This is a genomic window from Streptococcus tangpeifui (assembly GCF_044503215.1).
Classification (GTDB): domain Bacteria; phylum Bacillota; class Bacilli; order Lactobacillales; family Streptococcaceae; genus Streptococcus; species Streptococcus tangpeifui.
On record NZ_CP172427.1, the window covers coordinates 475,287 to 491,580 of the forward strand.

Here is a 16,294-nt window from a genome sequence, read left to right on the forward strand (position 1 = left end):
AATTTGGTACAATAAGACCATTGACTATGAGTTAGGAGAATCTTATGGATAAAAAAGATTTAAAAGATTATCAGAAATCGTTAGGAGAGCGGTTTTATGCGCTTCATTTTACGGCCAAAGGCACAGGTATTCATGGAGTGGATATCTTGTATGTTGATTGTGAAACAGGTATAGAGTATCTTTTTGTTGGTGTCTCTGGAGGCAGTTTAATACCTTTGCTTAATCCTGATGGCAGTCCAAAAATCAATGAAAAGTGGCGAAATGGAGAATTATGATTTGTAAACAAATCTATCAATCTCCCTTGGGACCTATTTCCTTGGTTGCTGATGGCCAAACTCTTTTAGGAGCCTGGTTCCTCGGTCAGAAATACTATGAAAGAGGTTTTGAAGAGACTGATATAGTCTTCAAGGCTAATTCTGTTCTTGAACAAGCTAAGGTTTGGCTAGATGCTTATTTTGCGGGTCAAAATCCCTCAGCTGTTGACTTTCTGGCTCCTCAAGGGACGGCTTTCCAGAAGCGGGTCTGGCAGGTTCTCGTTGCCATTCCTGCCGGATCCACCCTGACTTATGGTCAAATTGCCAAAAAACTTAACTGTCGATCTGCCCAAGCCGTCGGTTCTGCTGTCGGAAAAAATCCCATTAGTATCTTTATCCCCTGCCATCGTGTGCTGGGGAGCCAAGGAAAGTTGACGGGTTATGCTGGTGGTCTTGATAAAAAAGCTTGGCTGCTTGAGCATGAGGGTCTGACTATCACATTGAAAAAATAAGAGAGGAAAAACATGATTATTTTTTATCAATATCCTAAATGCACAACGTGTAAACGCGTTAAGGCAGAATTAGATGAACTTGGATGGAACTATGAAGCCATTGATATTAGGGCTACTCCGCCCAAAGCTGAGGAGCTTAAGAAATGGATTGGAGACAGTGGAGGAGAGGTAAAAAAATTCTTCAACACCTCAGGCCAGTCTTATCGAGCACTTGATTTGAAGGACAAGATTGATAAAATCAGTCTGTCGGAAGCCGCTGATTTACTAGCAGCCGACGGTATGCTGATCAAGCGACCTCTCCTCGTGAAGGACGGAAAACTCTTGCAGATTGGTTATCGTACTCCTTATAGAAATTTGAATCTATAGCATATTGAAACCGCTTCTTGTTTTGAGGCGGTTTTTTTAATAACCATTCACGACAAAATAACGCCAATTCATGATATCGATAATCCAAAAATAAAAAAAACGAGTATAATGGATTTATCAACATAACGCTAACTGTGTTGATAAAGGAGGAGCGAGGAGATGTAAGTTGACTATTGGAAATCTTGCCAGACGTTGAAATTAGCTTAGAAAATATAGAATCACTTATAACTGATAATTTATTGTGCTAACTAGATGAGTCATTGTAATGATATATATAGAATCTTATTGGAGGAGAATTGAGATGTTGGGAAAATCACTTGAACTTGGCGAACTCTATAAAGAACTTAGAGTGGCCAGAGGACTGAAGCTGAAAGATATTGCTCGTGATAATCTATCGGTTTCTCAGCTATCCAAGTTTGAAATGGGCAAGACCATGTTGGCGGCAGACAAACTTCTTTTAGCCATTGAAGGAATTCACATGACTTTCTCAGAATTTGGTCACGCGTTGACGCAATATCACGAATCTGACTTATTTAAAACTGGCAAAAAGATTGTGGAGTTTCAAGCTAAAAGGAATATTAAGGGCATAAAGAAAATATTGAAAGATTATCAAGATACAGAGACTTACGATGTTTATAATCGGCTTAATAGACTTATTATTAAGGCCACAGTTCATAGCCTAGATTCTAGCCTTGAAATTACGAATGAAGAAAAGGAATTTCTAACTTCTTATCTTTATGCTATTGAGGAGTGGACAGAGTACGAGCTTTATCTTTTTGGCAATACTCTATTTATTTTATCCGATGATGATTTGATTTTTTTGGGTAAGGCTTTTGTGGAACGAGATAAACTGTATCGGGAACTTCCAGAGCATAAGAAACGTTCTGAACTGGTTTTAATAAATCTTATTCTTATCTTGATTGAACACCGAAATTTTTATCACGCTTCTTATTTTATTGAAAACCTTGAGAATATGCTTACTTATCAAGATATGTTTGCTAGGGTGGTTCTGAATTTTTTAAAGAAGGTGATGAACTACCTTAAAGGTGAAACAGCCGATTTATCAGATGTGGAAGTGTATATTAGTTTAATAGAGAAGCTTGATAATCCTACATTAGTCATGTTTCTCAAAACAAATTTGGAACAGATTACAAAGAGAAAATAGTTTTCAAAATATAATAAAAGGCATCGAGCTATTAAAGGAGTCGGTGCCTTTCTTTTGGGAGAATATAAAGATGGAAATATAAAGTATTTTATTGCCTTGTTAACTACAAAAGTGGTAGGAGTAAAAACGGCAAGCAAATGGTGAAATAAATAATTCTTTTTAGCATAAGGCACCTCAACCTCCTTCATACTTATTCTACTAAGAAATTTTTGTAAAACGGCATATTCGCAAATATGAAAATTTTCAAAAAAAAAATATCAGATTTGCGAATTTCTAAAAGACAGTAAATGAGATGGTATATTATTAGCGTAAAATATTTAATTAGAATTTTACATTTTCAATTTGCTAATTATTGTTAGTGAGTGCAATGCTAGCTAGTACTGTGCTAATAATAATTTTAGAAAGTATAATGTAGATACATTGGGAATCCCTCCCCTTACCATCGATACTTATGAAGATAAGTTTAATTTATCTCAGCGGCAAGAGAGATTTTTAAGAAACTTCATGAGTAAAAAAGAGCGTTTAAGTGAGTTTTACTCAATTTTTGATGCTTCTAAAAAAGTTGAAGAATTGTCCTATAATTTTATGGTCTATCAGTATCCAAATGGGAAATCTTTCAAGAATTTCATGGATTTAGATGAATTCTTTAAAGAAATGGCTGAATTTGTTTTTGAAAAAATAAATTTAGGTGCCCTACGTTCAGGTTTTTTTGAATTTGCTGACTATCCTTTGATAGCTTTTGTTATCAAAAGAATCTGCTCATCTAATTCACAGTCCGTTCTCTTTACAGAAGAAGATTTAGAAGAACTGTTAAAAATGTTAAAGTCAAAAAGATATAATTCAGATCACTCCTATGCATTCTTTGCTCAAATTGGTCAAGATGGTTTATATTTAAACCATGTCTATAAAGGTCTAGGAATCTTTAATAATCGATATCGAGAGAACTTTTTTGTTAGTGATTTTGAACAAAATTATAATTTTGGAGAAATTCTAGATATTCCTTATTACTTTGGCTTTAATGCTAATAAAAGGCCTGAGCATCCAAGCTTTGATGTTTTGGGGTTATCTGAGTATTCGAAGGAAAGTAAGTTGGATTACCGAGATATAACGATAACCGTTGACAATTCAAAAAAATGTCTTAGATTTTTAGATAATCATGGCAAAGAGTTTTATTTTTCATTTTTAGGAAATATGACGCAGATAGTATTTCCTAGAACATTAGCCATGTTCAATAGTTTGTCATTAACAGGTGGAATGTATTTTGACTTGTCTGATTTGGTTTTAAGAAAGAAATATGCAGAGAATAAGGATTTAGATGTTTTTGATTCTCCTCAGATTTATTTTCTAGATAAAGAAATTATTTTATCCAGAAGGAAAACGTTAGTGCGAACGAAGTTTCTGAGAAAAATTTTTAATGATAGTCAAAATAATGCTCAAGTTTTACTGGGGCTAAAAAAAATCTGCCCCTACTCTTCATTATTTGTTAGAGAATTTTTTATTGATAGTAATTTCAAAAATAAAATAAAAAAACCAATTTTCGTAAATCTAAATAGTTCTTTGGGGCTAGAGAATCTTATAGATTATGTTAAAAAGGTAGACTGGGTAACGCTCGAAGCACCTCAACCTGAGTTTAATCAGGATCATCTAATAGAATTTATTCTTGAAAGTAAAAATACAAATTCTGGTGAATAGCTATTAATCGTGGTAAAAGTAAGAATTCACAACGAAGCAGGTGTAATTCCGTACATAGTAAAAAGGAGATGTAGATGTTTACATTAACTAATATTGAAAAAGCATTTGGTGCAACGAATAAGATTTTACAAGATATTTCTCTTTCAATTGAAGATGGTGAGCGAATTGCTTTGTTGGGAAGTAATGGTGCTGGCAAAACTACTTTGTTAAAAATTATTTCCGGACAATTGAAGCGAGATGGAGGGACGATTGACACGGAATTGGATTTTCAAAGTGAAATTGGCATGATGCCGCAAGAAGATATTTTGATTAATGATTTAAAGGTAAAAGAAATAGTAGCTTTAAAGACTTATATGAACCACCTAGGTAGTTTAGATATTGATGGTCTTCTAAATAGGGTTGACTTAAAGAACCAGAAAGATAGCTTTGTATCCAGTCTTTCTGGTGGACAAAAAAGGCGTCTCTCTTTATTATTAGTAATTTTAAACAATCCTAAATTGGTTTTTCTTGATGAACCAACTACTGGAATGGATTTAGAATCTGTTGATCGGTTCTGGGAACTACTAAAAAAACAAAACGTAACCTCAGTAATAGTAACTCATGATTTTAATCAAATTGATAAGTTTTTTTCCCGAGTATTGATTTTGAAAAATGGTAAGATTTTTGCTGATGAGAAAGTTGAGGCTATTCATCAACAGGGTTTAACAATTGAAGAATTTTATAGGACTATTAACGGTAAGGAGGAGTAAGATGCCAAGGTTCATTCAGTTAAAACAGGTCATACGGAACAAACGGTTTTTGCTATTCACGATTTTTATTCCCGTAGTTTGGTATGCTTTTTTGCATAATGTTCAAAGTGATGTCTCATCTAATATTATTTTAGGGATTGCAGTTTTTATTGGTATTATCGGTAATAGCTTAGCGACATTTAGCAAAAGAATCTCGTCTAATATTGATTTCTATTCATTTGAATCGCGATTTACTCATTATAGTGTTAAGAAGTATCTTTTTGACCAGACTTTTGTCCAAATTGTTCTCAATGCTCTAATTTTCTTTGTTCTTCTTTTTTCGGCTGTTGTATTTTTTAACTTTTCTATATCAAATACTGTTTTTGTTCAGTGCTTACTTTTAATGTTTATGGGGCTCTACTTTAGTATCATTGGTTTTGTTATGGGGGTTCGATTGGATTCGAAAATTATTGATACAGTTAGCTTTCCGATTATTATTTTAGCAGCTTTGATGATTATTCCTTTCAATAACTTAGGAGCTTCAGGAAATTTTGTAGATTTTTTGACTAAAGTTCAAATGATATTTCCAGGCTACTACTATAGTAATCTTATCAATGAACTAATAAGAGATAATCCCGTTAAAACAAGTGATATTCTTTTGTTCATAGTAACATTTTTCCTTAATATTCTTGTGTTGTATTTCTTGATCCCGCATGGTCAGTTGAAACAAAGATCAGCTAAATGAATAAAACATAATTTAGATTAGAAATAGGGGTCGGGGGACTGCCTTTCGAGATAAAGCCAGCAGTAAGGTTATTATCGCTTATACAGCTACTAATAATGATGGCAATGAATTGCAAGATGCTCTGGGAGCCGATTTAATTGGGATTGGTTTAGCACATGGGCAACATTACCAGCCAGCTTATGATTTTTACGATAAGATTGCCAACCAGTATGGGGCTGGGAACATTGTTATTACCGGTCATTCCTTGGGTGGCAATGTCGCTCAGCGGGTAGCCTTGAAAAAGAATGTTGCCACAACGGTTGTTTATAATGCAGCCCCGCTTTATATTCCATCTGTTGCCTATTTAGGGAATAAAGCTTATGATTCCCTTCGGGAAAACCTTCAGGGAAAATTTAATCTCCCTTCCAATAAGGCTGAGGCTCAGCGAACTATTGCGGATATTAAGAGTGATATCAAGGCTTTTACGGGTGATGTTATCCGTATCACAACCCAAAAAGACTGGTTCAATAATGCTATGCGATGGTTAGGAGCGGTTTATCTTGGTAAAGAATATGTGATTCCCAATTCTGGCAATCACGATTTGAAAACGATTGCGGAAGATGCCAAGCAGGTGGCTAGTGTGAAACAATGGACTACCATTTGATTTTCTAATTAAAATAACTGATCTTCTTTAAACAAAGGCAAGGAGGTCAGTTTTTTTGAAAAATTATTTGAATAATCTAAATTTATGTTATTTTTCGTTAATGTATTAGAAATATTTTTGTGATATAGTTGTTCTACTATACAATTGTACCAAGAAAGTATAACAATAGAGAAAGGTTTTTAAAATGAAAAAAGCTAAAGCGAAAAAGAAGATGAAGAGACGAACTAAGCGAGTCTTATGGGGGACAGGAGCAGTTTTAATCCTAGCTTTGGCTGGTGGTAGTTACTATGCCTATCAGAATTTCATTCCTCACAAGGCGGGCTTTGATAAGGACGCAACGGCTCAGTCCAATTTTTTCCAATATATCAATAAGGACTATTTAACCAAAACAAAGATTCCTAAGGATAGAGCGACACAAGGTGTTACTGAAGAGCTTCAGGACAAGGCGGACAAGCAGCTTATATCAGATTTGGATGGACTGGTTGCTAAGAAAAAGTCTACCAAGGTTGATGGGATGAATGTGGTTATCGACTACTATTCTATGGCGGCAGACAGTAAGACCCGCAATAAAACTGGTACTAAGCCAGCTCAGAAATACCTTAAGCAACTGGATGATCTTGATAGTCTTTCTCAGCTCAATCAATCTTATAAAGATCTGGCAATGGAAGGGATGGTGCTGCCCGTTAATGTTTCTCTGGTTCCCCAAGATACTGATACCAGTCGCTATATTTTAAGTTACAGTGAAACTGGTGGAATTCTTCCTGATACCAGCATTTATAGGGATAAGAATCAATCTCAGCAATATTTCAGGGCCTATAAAGAGGCGGCGACAGCTGTTATGAAGGATATGGGTTACAGTAAGTCTGAGTCCGAAAAGATGGTTGAGCAAACTATTTCCTTGGATAAGAAGATGGCTAAATATCGCATGTCAGCAGAAGATGCTTCAGATCAAACAAAAATCTATCATGAAGTTTCTACTAATCAGTTCAAATCTTATTCAAAAGATTTGGACTTGATGGGCTTGGGTAGTAATTTGGTTGGATATTCGGTCGACAAGGTGAATGTAACCAATCCTAAGTATTTTAAAGCCCTCAGTAAGTTTATCAATCAGAAAAATTTTAAAGAGGTCAAGGCTTGGATCTTAGTTCAAAACGCTATGAACATGACAAACTATCTGGATCGCTCTACGCAAGAAGATGCCGGTAAGTATCAAACGATGATGACAGGACAAAGTCAGCTTCCAAGCCAGAAGAAGCTAGCTTATAACTTGGTCTCTCAATCATTTTCAGATAGTCTGGGTGTTTATTACGGTCAAGAGCATTTTGGTCAAAAGACTAAGGATGATGTGACAAAGATGGTTAAAAACATCACTAAAACCTATAAGAAACGTCTGGAGAATAATAGCTGGATATCTCAAGCCACCAAGAATAAGGCTATTGAGAAGCTGGATAGTATTACCTATAACATCGGTTATTCCGATTATGTCGAAAAGGATTTTTATCAAAATATTTCAATTGATAAATCTAAGTCTCTTCTTGATAATGATATGGAAATTACCAAGAAATGGATGTCCTATCAATTTTCAAAATATGATCAGCCTGTCAATAAACAAGCAGATGGAGTTTCTTCTTTTGATGTTAATGCCTTCTATGATCCAACGAATAATTCTATTAATTTAGATGCTGCTATTTTGCAGGATCCATTTTATTCGAAAAAGAATAGTGATGAAGATAACTATGGTGGTATTGGGATTGTCATTGGTCACGAAATCAGTCACGCATTTGACAGTAATGGTGCCAACTATGATAAAAATGGCAATCATAAGAACTGGTGGACTAAGGCAGACCGCAAGGCTTTTGATAAGAAGATTAATACTTTGATTAAGCAATGGAATGGTCTGGAGTACGCTGGTGTCAAGGTCAATGCTAAGCAGACTGTAACTGAAAATGCTGCCGATTTGAGTGGTGCCAATGTCGCCCTGCAAGCTTTAAAAGAACAGGATTATTCACCTAATCTCAAGGACTTTTTTTAAGAGTTATGCCATTAGCTTCCGTGAGGTCGGATATGTTCAATATTATAAATCAGTGATTCCTACAGACGTTCACGCTCCAGCTGAACTACGGGTTAACCAGGTTGTCAAAAACATGGATGATTTCTACAAGGCTTATGATATTAAAAAAGGCGACAAGATGTATATGGATAAGAAGGACCGCTTAACTATTTGGTAATTATCTTGTCTTAGCTAAAAAAAATTCCTATCTCATTTGAGTAGGAATTTTTGCGTCTAGTATTAGAGATTTATCTCCAGCAAAATCGGTCCGTGGTCTTGGCGGTCGCCTGAGTTGATCATATCGGATTTGATGATTTTATCGGCGGTGCGGGTGCTGGTCTGCCAGTAGTCGATGCGCCAGCCGGTGTTGTTGGCTTTATTGATTTTACTGCGCCGCGTCTATCAGGAGTAGATATAATGTCACTGCACTTATAGTAGAAAGTGTCGGTGAAACTCTGGGCTAGCGTAGTAGTGAAGCCCTATAATCTTTATCGATGAAGTCAAAAAAACAGCGTTTGGTTTGACTTAGTGAGATTGCATTCTTGGTGAGAGGTATGTAATGTTACATTTCAAGGATATCAAGAATTTTTTCTAAAATAATGTTATAAGACAGTAGCCGGTATTGGTTACTGCCTTATTTTTTGTTTGCCTAGATTATTTAAATAACTTGTATACCTTGTATCAAAAATTTTGATTCCTAAAAACGAAAATCAAGAAGTAATAAGATTAAGAGTTACTTAGCAACGAAGATTTTAATAATAAAACATCATCCAGAAACTTTAGATCCTTACAAAATTGTAAGAAAACTAGGGACAGCTGTAAGGTTGTTGGAGCATGCTTTTTAGTAAACTGTCATTAGATATGAGGCAATTGAACACGCCTACACTCCTATGGAATTAAATAAAATTTCCTAGGTGTCTTATCTCCTATCACCTAGGTCAAGTTCCCTAAAATTCTTTGAGTCGCTTAACAGCTTTGTATCTTGTTAATTGCGGCACTTCGAACCTACGGTCGATTATACCGAAGGTTCGAAGTTAGTAATTGGCATAGCAAACTATCATAGTAGTTTGTGTAGTAGAGCAAGACCTAAGGTCTTAGCGATACTTTGTCAATTGAACACGGGCTGCGGATTGTGTCAAAAAGATGAGTCCTCCTAGAATCCTTAGTGATTCGTCGTCGTACTCCCTATTTTAACTTTATCCGCGGGCGCCCTTTGTATCTTATGAAAGGATAACTAGTTGATATGACAACAATGATTGAACTCAACCAAGTCAGAAAGACTTTTGGACAGCAAACGGCTGTTGATCTTAATCATCTAAAAATTGAGCAGGGAGAAATCTATGGCTTGATTGGTCCAAATGGTGCTGGAAAATCCACTATTATGAAAATGATTTGTGGGCTTCTGACACCAACATCTGGTCAGGTTAATGTCGCAGGTTCTGTTATGAGTGAAAGCAATCGTACCGCTATTTTGAAGCAGATTGGTTCTCTCATTGAAGAGCCTGCCTACTATGATAATCTAACGGGCTACGAGAATTTGCAGATCCTTAAAGAGCTGAAAAATCTGAAGGATCAAGATGTTATTGAAGCTCTGGCCACTGTCCATTTGACAGAGAATAAAAATAAACAGGTCAAGCATTATTCATTGGGGATGAAGCAGCGTTTGGGGATAGCTATGGCAATTATGGGGCGTCCTAAACTGATTGTTCTTGACGAACCAACCAATGGTCTTGATCCGCAGGCGCGTGAAGAGATCCGCAAGCTTATTCGTGCGTTGCCTCAAAAATTTAACACGACTGTGATGATTTCCTCACATGCTCTGGATGAGATTGAAAAAATGGTGACTCAGATAGGGATTATTGGTAAGGGAAGGCTACTCTACCAAGGGACAATTGAGCAGTTTAAGAGTCAACACAGCAGCAATATTTGTTTGAAAACTTCAGATGACGAGCTTGTGGTATCTTTACTGGACTTTGCGCCGAATGATGTCAAAGCGACTGAACAAGGCTTGCTTCTACCGCATTTATCGGATGAGCAGATAGCAGAGATTGTCAAACGTTTATTGGCTGCTGATGTGGATGTCTATCGTATTTATGAGGTAACCAAGTCTCTCGAAGAGCTATTCATTGACTTTACGGCCGAAGATACTTTGTAAGGCGGTGTTTACGATGAAAAAATTATTTCAGATAGAAATGCGAAAATATCATGGTCTGCCTGTTGTGCGTTTGCTGGGACTTTCTGTTATCATAAATGTTGCCATCTGTGCCCTTGTGATCTTTCGGGTAAAAGGAGCGGACCAACTAGGGGATATCGTAAAACTTTATCAAGTGTTTGACAACAATGCTGTTTTCAAAATTATTTCTGCTCCGATTATATTGGCTAGTCTAGCCAGTATGGCGGTGCAATTGGAAAATCGTCATAAGATGTGGAAGATGCTTTACAGCAGCGGAGTCCATTATAGTTCTATTTACGCCGTTAAATTTACCTGTATTTACCTTTGTTACTTAGTATCTCAAGTTATTGAATGGGTAATCATCCTGCTATTGGTTAAAATTCATGGGTTTACTGTCAATATTCCACTGGCGCGTCTGGGGCTTTTTGCTTTTTCTATGGTTTTGGTGTCAGCCGTAGTGCTCCTCTTGCACTACCTTTTATCTCTAAAATGGAGCAATCAGCTCATCAGTCTATCAATTGCTCTTGTGGGGTCTTTGGTTGGTCTGCTTGTTCTCTTTATTTCTAAAGGATTTGCTCATATCTGGATTTACAGTTGGTATGGCCTTTTAATATCAGTTGATATGGAGAGGGTGGGCAGTGAATTTATTGGACATCTGAGAAGTTTCAATGCTTTTCCTCTTATAGCTTCTCTTATTCTTGGGATTGTTCTCTTTCAATTAGGCAAACATGTAAAGGTTGGTGATTAGGATGGCTCTAATAAAGATTGAACTGCTAAAACTGCGACGAGCTCGTTTCTGGCTACCACTTTTGGTTCTGCCACTCTTATCAGTTGTTTATGGCAGTGTTAATTTTGCTGGTAATATTGGAGTTCTTAAACGAGAATGGCTTAGCCTATGGACCCAAGTTTATCTTTTCTACGGAAGTTTTTTCTTTCCAGGTATGATCGGTATTGTGTGCGCCTATATTTGGAATAGTGAGCACAAGCGTAATAGTTTAAAACTTCTTTTAACATCTGCTTACTCATTTTCTAGTATTGTTTGGGCAAAAATAATCGTTGCCTTTGGCTTAATTTTAATATCGCAATTATATTTTTTGAGTCTTTATGCCATCAGTGGGCTCCTCTTTAAATTTGAGATGGCTTTTCCAACACCCCTGCTTTTATGGGCCATTTTAGCTAGCCTTTTTTCAGTATCACTAGTTGCTATTCAGACCTACTTGTCTTTGCGGATCAAAAGTTTTGCTCCACCTGTTGCCCTAGCTATGGTGATCGGTGTGTTTGGATTTATTTTAACGGCGCAACATATAGTCCCAGAATTAGGTTATGTGCTCCCTTTTGCTAAACTGGCCGCTTCCATGAATCAGATGACTGCTGTTAATCCAGAGATTACAAGTTTTGAATGGCTGAGACTGATTCTCTATACTGTGTTACTTGTTTTAGGAGCTAGCTTTTTACAGATTCGTCATCTTAAAAAAATAGTATCCTAATGGTTCAATAGGAAGATAAGATGTGAGGCACTTTATTTCTATGGATAGTAAGGTCTATCGTGTTAATAGTAATAAACATTAACTTCAATAATACAAATAAGCCACCATACCATTTTGTATAGGTGGCTTTTCTATATGGAATGTTATAACTCTATCTCCAGCAAAATCGGTCCGTGGTCTTGGCGGTCGCCCGAGTCGATCATATCAGATTTGATAATTTTATTGGTGATGCGGTTGCTGGTCAGCCAGTAGTCAATGCGCCAGCCGGTATTGTTGATTTTGCTGGTTTTACTGCGCTGTGCCCACCAAGTGTAGCGATCTGGGATATCTCCGTGCACATGGCGGAAGGTATCGGTAAAGCCTTTAGCAAGCAGGTTCGTGAAGCCTTCACGTTCTTCGTCGGTGAAGCCGGGAGAACGGCGGTTGCTATTGGGATTAGCGAGGTCAATTTCTTTGTGGGCGACATTGTAGTCACCACTAGCAAGGACAGGCTTTTGGGCATCAAGTTGGACTAGGTAATCGGCGTACTTTTGATCCCATATCTGGCGTTCGTCCAAGCGTTTGAGCCCGTCTCCGGCATTTGGGGTATAGACTTGAGTGACGAAGAAGTCATCAAATTCTAAGGTAATAATCCGCCCCTCACTATCCATGGTGGAAGGAGCGTCTATTTCTGGATAAGTGATAACTGGTTTTGGCAGGCTGGTTTTATAGAGGAACATGGTGCCTGCATACCCCTTACGAGCGGGTTCGACAGATGAGCGCCAGACACGACTGTAGTCTGGGAAATAATCCTCTAGGACTTGTATATGCTTTTTGGTTGGTCCTTTGGCTGATAGTTTTGTCTCTTGAATGGCGATGATATCTGCATCGTGTGCAATAAGTGTATCGAGAACTTGACGCGAAAGAAGTGCCCGAGCTGAATCGCTTGTTAGAGCTGCATTGAGCGAATCTATATTCCAAGAAATAAGTTTCATAGTCATATCCTTTTTTTCAAATTTCCTCTATTATAGCAGATTGGTCAGCAGGCTGTGAATTATTTGGCTGAATAGGTCATGAGAAGTAAACCTGTTAAAGTTACAAAAATTTACAGAAAATTTCAAAAATAGTCTTGACAGTAGTTTTAGAAGACTTTATAATAGGAAGCACATTTGACAGAAAAGTCAGAAAATTATGGAATTGCGAGGTAGCTTTATGACAGAACAAGTGACATCCACTTGGAAGACAAAACTCAGGGCTATGGGACCTGGAATCTTGATGGCTTCAGCGGCCGTCGGTGGTTCCCATATCGTTTCTTCAACTCAAGCCGGTGCTATTTATGGCTGGCAGTTGGCCATTGTTATCCTCTTGATTAATGTTTTTAAGTATCCTTTCTTCCGCTTTGGTTCGGAATATACCATGCAGACTGGTAAAACATTGATTGAAGGTTATGCAGAGCGGGGAAAACTGACTCTTTGGGTTTTCTTTATCCTGAATGTTTTTTCGGCTATTGTCAACACAGCAGCTGTTGGTATTCTCTGTGCGGCCATCCTTTATAATATTTTTCCAAATGGCTTTGGTCTGAGTATTTCTCAGCTGACTACCATTTTGATTGTCTTAATTTGGGCTATGCTCTTAATTGGCGGTTATAAATTCCTAGACGGCTTGGCTAAATGGGTCATGACGGCCTTAACTCTGGCGACGGTAGCAGCAGTCGTGATTGCTATGTTTAAACACCGTGAATATGCTCCTAATTTTGTAGCCCCCACGCCTTGGCGTTTAGCGGCCTTGCCCTTTATTGTCTCTCTAATGGGGTGGATGCCAGCTCCAATTGAAATTTCTGCTATTAATTCTATGTGGTCAGCAGAAAAACGAAAGAGCGTTAAGATGTCCTATTTGGACGGTCTCTTCGATTTTAATGTGGGCTACATCGGAACAGCTATTTTGGCTTTGATTTTCCTTGCTTTGGGAGCCTTGATTCAATTTGGCTCAGGCAAGGCTATTCAAGGGGCTTCGGCTCCTTATATTGCCCAATTTATTAAGATGTACACATCCGTTTTGGGAGATTGGGCTCGTTTCTTGATTGCTCTGATTGCTTTCTTGTGTATTTTTGGTACAGTTATCACCGTTATTGATGGATATTCTCGAGCTAATAATGAAACTCTGCGTTTGATTTTAGACAGAGAAAATTCATCCCAAAAGGCTCTTAATATTTGGATGACTGCCACTGCAGCAATCGGTCTTATTGTTGTTTACTTTTTCTCCGGAAATGTGGCTAATATGGTAAGATTCTCCATGATTGCTTCCTTTATCACCACACCTTTCTTTGCTTATCTCAATTATAAGCTGGTTATTAATGACGGTCATAAAATTGCCTCATGGCTCAAGTGGCTCTCTATCGCAGGTTTGATTTATCTCTTTGGATTTGCTATCTTCTTTATTGTTGCTTGGCTGACGGGCCATATTTAAGACAAGAAGTCGGGAAAAAGGCTTATCTCTAATACGTAATCTTCCCAAATTACAATACTTTGTGGATGAGGGCAAAGCCGTCATGGCCGTCTGTCTCACCCTCACATTTAAGATATTGAATACAAGTGAACAGCATAGAAAAATCGGATTTCCTTTTGGATGTCCGATTTTTTTATCTTATCGAAGGGCAATCAAAATGACTGTAACAATGTAGAAGATGGCAGTTAGCAGATAGCCCATCCGCCAAAACAGCTTGAAGAATCGCTGGTAAGAGAATATTTTCCGCCTGCTGTTCCGATTACGACGGACAATGAAAAGGCATGTTGCAACAGCCAAGAGGCACATCATCAGGAGATACTGAGGGAAGAGGCTGTGGGTAAAATAAGTGCCTGAATAATGAATAATAGCCCAAGCTAAGAAGGGCAAGGAGAGGTCGGGAAATTTGATACTAAATCGTTTGAGGTCGAAATAACGCACCAGTGATTGGGCTAAAAATGGGACTAAAAAGAAGTAAAGAATTGCGAGAATATATATCATAAGACTATTTTATCCTGATTAGAGAATAAAGTAAACTTATTCTAAGGAAAAAGTCAAAAATCCTTGCAAAATCAGCGTATTTCTGTATAATATTAAAGGTGTGTCTGGTTATCCAGATATACTTGTGGGAGGTAAAAATCTTTCCTTACCGCCAAAACCACAAAGGAGGAAATTACAAATGGCTAAAAAAGTCGAAAATGTCGTAAAACTTCAAATTCCTGCTGGTAAAGCTACACCAGCTCCACCGGTTGGTCCTGCACTTGGTCAAGCCGGAATCAATATCATGGGATTCACTAAAGAGTTTAATGCTCGTACAGCTGACCAAGCTGGTATGCTGATCCCAGTTGTTATCTCTGTGTATGAAGACAAATCATTTGATTTCATCACTAAAACTCCACCAGCTGCTGTTCTTTTGAAAAAGGCTGCAGGTGTCGAAAAAGGTTCAGGTGAACCAAACCGAACAAAAGTTGCTTCAGTAACACGTGCACAAGTGCAAGAAATTGCTGAAACAAAAATGCCTGACTTGAACGCTGCCAACATCGAATCAGCTATGCGTATGATCGAAGGGACTGCACGTTCAATGGGATTCACTGTTACTGATTAAGTGTGAATCGGGCTGCACCTGATATCATCGGATCTCGATGACGGTGTGGAAGATGAAAATCGATAGGACCACATAACACAAGGAGAATAGATAACATGGCTAAAAAAAGCAAACAAATGCGTGCTGCCTTGGAGAAGGTAGATACTTCAAAAGCATACAGCGTTGAAGAAGCTGTAGCATTGGCAAAAGAAACAAACTTTGCAAAATTTGACGCAACAGTGGAAGTTGCTTACAACCTTAACATTGATGTTAAAAAAGCTGATCAACAAATTCGCGGGGCAATGGTATTGCCAAACGGTACTGGTAAAACACAGCGCGTTCTTGTATTTGCGCGTGGTGCTAAAGCTGAAGAAGCGAAAGCTGCTGGTGCCGACTTTGTTGGTGAAGATGATCTTGTTGCGAAAATCAATGATGGATGGTTAGACTTCGATGTTGTTATCGCAACACCTGACATGATGGCGATTGTTGGTCGCCTTGGACGTGTCCTTGGACCACGTAACCTCATGCCAAACCCTAAGACTGGTACAGTAACGATGGATGTTGCCAAAGCCGTTGAAGAGTCTAAGGGCGGTAAAATTACTTATCGTGCTGACAAGGCTGGTAACGTACAAGCTATCATTGGTAAAGTATCTTTTGATGCTGATAAGTTGGTTGAAAACTTCAAGGCTTTCAATGATGTGATCGTGAAAGCTAAACCAGCAACTGTTAAAGGTGCTTACATCACTAACCTTGCTATTACCACTACTCAAGGTGTGGGAATTAAGGTAGATAATAACTCGCTTTAATGTTTTATTGTCAAAAGAGATTGGAATATCCAGTCTCTTTTTTTTACAGTTGTTCAAGAATTTTTTGAGTAGAATTATTTTTTAAACTGCTAGGAGAAAACTTTCTTT

The 16,294-nt window shown here is 37.7% G+C and carries 17 protein-coding genes and 2 pseudogenes; 16 read left to right on the forward strand and 3 right to left on the reverse strand.

Annotation, left to right across the window (positions count from 1 at the left end):
• Positions 1 to 44: 44 nt before the first annotated feature.
• The 10 genes and pseudogenes from ACFSN5_RS02315 (at position 45) to ACFSN5_RS02360 (ending at position 8,333) form a co-directional block, all read left to right on the forward strand.
• Positions 45 to 275, forward strand: a complete 231-nt coding sequence (locus tag ACFSN5_RS02315; RefSeq protein ID WP_165209060.1) for a DUF6440 family protein — start codon at positions 45 to 47, stop codon at positions 273 to 275.
• The gene (locus ACFSN5_RS02320; RefSeq protein WP_165329216.1) at positions 272 to 766 is read left to right on the forward strand and encodes a methylated-DNA--[protein]-cysteine S-methyltransferase; all 495 of its coding nucleotides are present in this window, start codon (positions 272 to 274) and stop codon (positions 764 to 766) included. Before ACFSN5_RS02315 ends, ACFSN5_RS02320 begins: the two co-directional genes overlap by 4 nt.
• 12 nt (positions 767 to 778) lie before the next feature.
• Complete coding sequence (locus ACFSN5_RS02325; RefSeq protein WP_165329215.1) at positions 779 to 1,132, forward strand: arsenate reductase family protein; 354 nt, start codon at positions 779 to 781, stop codon at positions 1,130 to 1,132.
• Between the two features lie 301 nt (positions 1,133 to 1,433).
• Positions 1,434 to 2,297 carry an Rgg/GadR/MutR family transcriptional regulator gene (locus ACFSN5_RS02330; RefSeq protein ID WP_165209764.1) on the forward strand — a complete coding sequence of 288 codons (864 nt, stop codon included), beginning with the start codon at positions 1,434 to 1,436 and terminating at the stop codon, positions 2,295 to 2,297.
• A gap of 504 nt (positions 2,298 to 2,801) precedes the next feature.
• A complete protein-coding gene (locus ACFSN5_RS02335; protein ID WP_241154248.1) occupies positions 2,802 to 3,989 on the forward strand; it encodes a hypothetical protein in 1,188 nt (395 codons plus the stop codon).
• Between the two features lie 74 nt (positions 3,990 to 4,063).
• Positions 4,064 to 4,738: an ABC transporter ATP-binding protein gene (locus ACFSN5_RS02340; RefSeq protein WP_165209069.1), complete on the forward strand. Its 675-nt coding sequence runs from the start codon at positions 4,064 to 4,066 to the stop codon at positions 4,736 to 4,738.
• 1 nt (position 4,739) lies between these two features.
• Positions 4,740 to 5,462: an ABC transporter gene (locus ACFSN5_RS02345; RefSeq protein WP_165209072.1), complete on the forward strand. Its 723-nt coding sequence runs from the start codon at positions 4,740 to 4,742 to the stop codon at positions 5,460 to 5,462.
• A 34-nt stretch (positions 5,463 to 5,496) separates the two neighbouring features.
• Positions 5,497 to 6,105, forward strand: a pseudogene (locus ACFSN5_RS02350) (lipase); the annotation flags it as partial.
• 184 nt (positions 6,106 to 6,289) lie between these two features.
• On the forward strand, positions 6,290 to 8,137 hold the full coding sequence (locus ACFSN5_RS02355) for a M13 family metallopeptidase (RefSeq protein WP_165329214.1): 1,848 nt from the start codon (positions 6,290 to 6,292) through the stop codon (positions 8,135 to 8,137).
• Positions 8,138 to 8,147: 10 nt separating this feature from the next.
• The gene (locus ACFSN5_RS02360; RefSeq protein WP_277423761.1) at positions 8,148 to 8,333 is read left to right on the forward strand and encodes a M13-type metalloendopeptidase; all 186 of its coding nucleotides are present in this window, start codon (positions 8,148 to 8,150) and stop codon (positions 8,331 to 8,333) included.
• Positions 8,334 to 8,395: 62 nt separating this feature from the next.
• On the opposite strand, the pseudogene ACFSN5_RS02365 reads toward ACFSN5_RS02360, so the two are convergent.
• Positions 8,396 to 8,634: pseudogene (locus ACFSN5_RS02365) on the reverse strand (exodeoxyribonuclease); the annotation flags it as partial.
• Positions 8,635 to 9,398: 764 nt separating this feature from the next.
• Here ACFSN5_RS02365 and ACFSN5_RS02370 point away from each other — a divergent pair.
• From ACFSN5_RS02370 to ACFSN5_RS02380, 3 genes are read left to right on the forward strand one after another with little or no spacing between them, the layout of a single operon-like run.
• Positions 9,399 to 10,310, forward strand: a complete 912-nt coding sequence (locus ACFSN5_RS02370; RefSeq protein ID WP_165209078.1) for an ABC transporter ATP-binding protein — start codon at positions 9,399 to 9,401, stop codon at positions 10,308 to 10,310.
• Positions 10,311 to 10,323: 13 nt separating this feature from the next.
• Positions 10,324 to 11,076: an ABC transporter permease gene (locus tag ACFSN5_RS02375; RefSeq protein WP_165209081.1), complete on the forward strand. Its 753-nt coding sequence runs from the start codon at positions 10,324 to 10,326 to the stop codon at positions 11,074 to 11,076.
• 1 nt (position 11,077) lies between these two features.
• The gene (locus tag ACFSN5_RS02380) at positions 11,078 to 11,815 is read left to right on the forward strand and encodes an ABC transporter permease (RefSeq protein ID WP_165209084.1); all 738 of its coding nucleotides are present in this window, start codon (positions 11,078 to 11,080) and stop codon (positions 11,813 to 11,815) included.
• A gap of 143 nt (positions 11,816 to 11,958) precedes the next feature.
• Here the strand turns inward: ACFSN5_RS02380 and ACFSN5_RS02385 are convergent, their stop codons facing one another.
• Positions 11,959 to 12,789 (reverse strand): exodeoxyribonuclease III, encoded by an 831-nt coding sequence (locus tag ACFSN5_RS02385; protein WP_165209767.1) that lies wholly within the window; start codon positions 12,787 to 12,789, stop codon positions 11,959 to 11,961.
• A 217-nt stretch (positions 12,790 to 13,006) separates the two neighbouring features.
• Here ACFSN5_RS02385 and ACFSN5_RS02390 point away from each other — a divergent pair, with 217 nt between their 5' ends.
• Positions 13,007 to 14,260 carry an NRAMP family divalent metal transporter gene (locus ACFSN5_RS02390; protein ID WP_165209087.1) on the forward strand — a complete coding sequence of 418 codons (1,254 nt, stop codon included), beginning with the start codon at positions 13,007 to 13,009 and terminating at the stop codon, positions 14,258 to 14,260.
• A gap of 177 nt (positions 14,261 to 14,437) precedes the next feature.
• Here ACFSN5_RS02390 and ACFSN5_RS02395 read toward each other — a convergent pair whose 3' ends face one another.
• On the reverse strand, positions 14,438 to 14,797 hold the full coding sequence (locus tag ACFSN5_RS02395; RefSeq protein ID WP_165209090.1) for a DUF3397 family protein: 360 nt from the start codon (positions 14,795 to 14,797) through the stop codon (positions 14,438 to 14,440).
• Positions 14,798 to 14,975: 178 nt separating this feature from the next.
• Between ACFSN5_RS02395 and rplK the strand changes: the two genes are divergently transcribed.
• Both rplK and rplA read left to right on the forward strand, forming a co-directional pair.
• Positions 14,976 to 15,401 (forward strand): 50S ribosomal protein L11, encoded by a 426-nt coding sequence (rplK, locus tag ACFSN5_RS02400; protein WP_165209093.1) that lies wholly within the window; start codon positions 14,976 to 14,978, stop codon positions 15,399 to 15,401.
• Between the two features lie 95 nt (positions 15,402 to 15,496).
• Entirely contained in the window at positions 15,497 to 16,186 is a 690-nt protein-coding gene (gene rplA / locus ACFSN5_RS02405; RefSeq protein WP_165209096.1) for a 50S ribosomal protein L1, read from the forward strand.
• Positions 16,187 to 16,294: the final 108 nt, after the last annotated feature.

What these genes read in the sequence shown, in the direction of transcription:
- ACFSN5_RS02375 (WP_165209081.1), top strand. Translation starts at nt 10,324, where the DNA reads ATGAAAAAATTATTTCAGATAGAAATGCGAAAATATCATGGTCTGCCT.
- ACFSN5_RS02340 (WP_165209069.1), top strand. Translation starts at nt 4,064, where the DNA reads ATGTTTACATTAACTAATATTGAAAAAGCATTTGGTGCAACGAATAAG.
- ACFSN5_RS02355 (WP_165329214.1), top strand. Translation starts at nt 6,290, where the DNA reads ATGAAAAAAGCTAAAGCGAAAAAGAAGATGAAGAGACGAACTAAGCGA.
- rplK (WP_165209093.1), top strand. Translation starts at nt 14,976, where the DNA reads ATGGCTAAAAAAGTCGAAAATGTCGTAAAACTTCAAATTCCTGCTGGT.
- ACFSN5_RS02390 (WP_165209087.1), top strand. Translation starts at nt 13,007, where the DNA reads ATGACAGAACAAGTGACATCCACTTGGAAGACAAAACTCAGGGCTATG.
- ACFSN5_RS02380 (WP_165209084.1), top strand. Translation starts at nt 11,078, where the DNA reads ATGGCTCTAATAAAGATTGAACTGCTAAAACTGCGACGAGCTCGTTTC.
- ACFSN5_RS02325 (WP_165329215.1), top strand. Translation starts at nt 779, where the DNA reads ATGATTATTTTTTATCAATATCCTAAATGCACAACGTGTAAACGCGTT.
- ACFSN5_RS02370 (WP_165209078.1), top strand. Translation starts at nt 9,399, where the DNA reads ATGACAACAATGATTGAACTCAACCAAGTCAGAAAGACTTTTGGACAG.
- ACFSN5_RS02320 (WP_165329216.1), top strand. Translation starts at nt 272, where the DNA reads ATGATTTGTAAACAAATCTATCAATCTCCCTTGGGACCTATTTCCTTG.
- ACFSN5_RS02315 (WP_165209060.1), top strand. Translation starts at nt 45, where the DNA reads ATGGATAAAAAAGATTTAAAAGATTATCAGAAATCGTTAGGAGAGCGG.
- rplA (WP_165209096.1), top strand. Translation starts at nt 15,497, where the DNA reads ATGGCTAAAAAAAGCAAACAAATGCGTGCTGCCTTGGAGAAGGTAGAT.
- ACFSN5_RS02385 (WP_165209767.1), bottom strand. Translation starts at nt 12,789, where the DNA reads ATGAAACTTATTTCTTGGAATATAGATTCGCTCAATGCAGCTCTAACA.
- ACFSN5_RS02345 (WP_165209072.1), top strand. Translation starts at nt 4,740, where the DNA reads ATGCCAAGGTTCATTCAGTTAAAACAGGTCATACGGAACAAACGGTTT.
- ACFSN5_RS02395 (WP_165209090.1), bottom strand. Translation starts at nt 14,797, where the DNA reads ATGATATATATTCTCGCAATTCTTTACTTCTTTTTAGTCCCATTTTTA.
- ACFSN5_RS02330 (WP_165209764.1), top strand. Translation starts at nt 1,434, where the DNA reads ATGTTGGGAAAATCACTTGAACTTGGCGAACTCTATAAAGAACTTAGA.
- ACFSN5_RS02335 (WP_241154248.1), top strand. Translation starts at nt 2,802, where the DNA reads ATGAGTAAAAAAGAGCGTTTAAGTGAGTTTTACTCAATTTTTGATGCT.